The sequence below is a fragment of the Mesorhizobium sp. M7A.F.Ca.MR.362.00.0.0 genome, from assembly GCF_004023175.1.
Lineage (GTDB): Bacteria > Pseudomonadota > Alphaproteobacteria > Rhizobiales > Rhizobiaceae > Mesorhizobium.
The window spans coordinates 17,016-19,152 of the sequence record NZ_RZTF01000087.1; the positions used below are offsets into that span (position 1 = coordinate 17,016).

The window sequence follows — 2,137 nt, forward strand, 5'->3', positions numbered from 1 at the left end:
CCCTCATCTGCCTGCCGGCATCTTCTCCCCGTGAACGGGGAGAAGGACGCTTGTCGCCAATTCCGGCGCTCCTCCAGGAGACGATTTAGCACCCAATGACTTATGCCGTGTCTGAAATCCGATCCGCAGGCCAGCCGCGAAAGAAGCGGCTATCCCACGCCGCCATCGAGCCATGGCTCTATCTCAGCCCGGCGATCATCCTGCTGGTCGTGGTGCTTTTGGTGCCGCTGGTCATCGGCATCAGCTACTCCTTCCGCAAGTTCTCGGCGTTCAAGTCCGAATATGTCGGGCTCGGGCAGTACCAGGCGATGCTGTCGGATCAGGTGCTGGGGCAGGCGCTGGTCAACACGTTGTGGTGGACCGTCGCCAGCCTTTTCTTCCAGTTCTTCCTCGGCCTTGGCCTGGCGCTCCTGCTCGACAAGCCGTTTCGCGGCCGCAAGGCAGTACAAGCCCTGGTCTTCCTGCCTTGGGCGGTGCCGTCCTTCTTGTCAGGCCTGACCTGGGCCTGGCTGTTCAATCCGATCATCGGCCCGCTGCCGCACTGGCTGTTTGCGTTGGGGCTGAAAGCCGAGCCGACCAATGTGCTGTCCGATCCTTCTACCGCCATGTGGGGACCGATCGTCGCCAATATCTGGTTCGGCATTCCGTTCTTCGCCATCACGCTCCTGGCGGCACTGAAATCCATTCCATCGGAACTGCATGAGGCAGCGGCTATCGATGGAGCCTCGCCCTGGCAGCGCTTCACCAAGGTGACGCTGCCGTTTCTGGCGCCGACCATCGCCATCACTGTGATGTTGCGCACCATCTGGATCGCCACCTTCACCGACCTGATCTTCGTGATGACGGAGGGCGGACCGGCCGGCTCGACCAACACGGTGCCGGTCTACATCTATGTCAGCGCCTTCAAATCGCTGGACAAGGGCTATGCCTCGGCGGTGGCAGTGCTGCTGCTCGTTCTGCTCATCGCCTATGCGATTGCGCTGATCGGCATCCGCCGCACGTTGGTGAGGCACGTCTGATGATCGCAGGACGCACGGCCTCGCAGCGCTTCTTCGGCGGCATCGGCCTCTACGCGGCAATTGCTGCCTATGTGATCTTTGCCCTGTTCCCGATCTACTGGACGCTGAAGATCTCGGTCACGCCGGAGCGGCTGCTCTATTCCGAAGGCATCACCTTCTGGCCGTCGCACATGACGCTGCAGAACTTCGTCACCGTGCTCGAGACGACCGATTTCCCGCGCTATTTCCTCAACAGCGTCATCGTCTCGGTCTCGACGGCGGCACTGGTGACGATCATCGCCACGCTCGCCGGCTATGCCATGTCGCGCTTCACCTTTCGCGGCAAGGCAGCCTTGGCGCTGATGTTGCTGCTCACCCAGACTTTTCCGCTGGTGATGGTCATTCCGCCGATCTACCGCGTGATGGGGCAGATCGGCCTGATCACCAGCCTGACCGGGCTGATCATCATCTACACCGCCTTCAACACGGCCTTTGCCACCTTCCTGATGCAGTCGTTCTTCGACGGCATCCCCAAGGATTTGGAAGAGGCCGCGATGATCGACGGCTGCACCCGCGCGCAGGCCATGCGCAAGGTGATCGTGCCGCTGACGCTGCCCGGCATGGGCGCGACGCTCGGCTTCGTCTTCACCGCCGCCTGGAGCGAGCTTCTGTTCGCGCTGATGCTGATTTCCAGCGACGACCAGAAGACCTTTGCCGTCGGCCTGCTCACCTTTATCGGCAAGTTCGCCGTCGACTGGGGACAGATGATGGCGGCATCCATCCTGGCGCTGATCCCGGTCTGCATCTTCTTCGCCTTCCTGCAACGCTATCTCGTCACCGGCCTGACCGCCGGCGCCGTCAAAGGATAGATCGATGGCCTCTGTTACGCTCGAAAAGGTCCGCAAGGACTATGGCGCCGTCCGTGTCCTGCACGCGGTCGACCTTCAAATCGCCGATGGCGAGTTCGTCGTCCTGGTTGGGCCGTCAGGTTGCGGCAAGTCCACGCTTTTGCGCATGATCGCCGGGCTGGAGGAGGCTTCCGGTGGCGAGATCCGCATCGGCGAGCGGCTGGTCAACGACGTGGCACCCAAGGACCGCGACATCGCCATGGTGTTCCAGTCCTACGCGCTCTATCCGCA

Annotated in this window: 3 protein-coding genes; all 3 read left to right on the forward strand. The window is 61.9% G+C overall.

All coding sequences use genetic code 11. From position 1 onward, the window contains the following. Positions 1-95: 95 nt before the first annotated feature. Positions 96-1,019, forward strand: coding sequence for a carbohydrate ABC transporter permease (locus EOC06_RS13800; RefSeq protein WP_128308007.1), 924 nt, complete (start codon positions 96-98; stop codon positions 1,017-1,019). Next, on the forward strand, positions 1,019-1,867 hold the full coding sequence (locus EOC06_RS13805; protein WP_128308008.1) for a carbohydrate ABC transporter permease: 849 nt from the start codon (positions 1,019-1,021) through the stop codon (positions 1,865-1,867). The genes EOC06_RS13800 and EOC06_RS13805 overlap by 1 nt, the downstream gene beginning before the upstream one ends. A gap of 4 nt (positions 1,868-1,871) precedes the next feature. Then, a partial coding sequence (locus EOC06_RS13810; RefSeq protein ID WP_164898568.1) for an ATP-binding cassette domain-containing protein occupies positions 1,872-2,137 on the forward strand: 266 nt, incomplete at its 3' end.

What these genes read in the sequence shown, in the direction of transcription:
- EOC06_RS13800 (WP_128308007.1), top strand. Translation starts at nt 96, where the DNA reads ATGACTTATGCCGTGTCTGAAATCCGATCCGCAGGCCAGCCGCGAAAG.
- EOC06_RS13805 (WP_128308008.1), top strand. Translation starts at nt 1,019, where the DNA reads ATGATCGCAGGACGCACGGCCTCGCAGCGCTTCTTCGGCGGCATCGGC.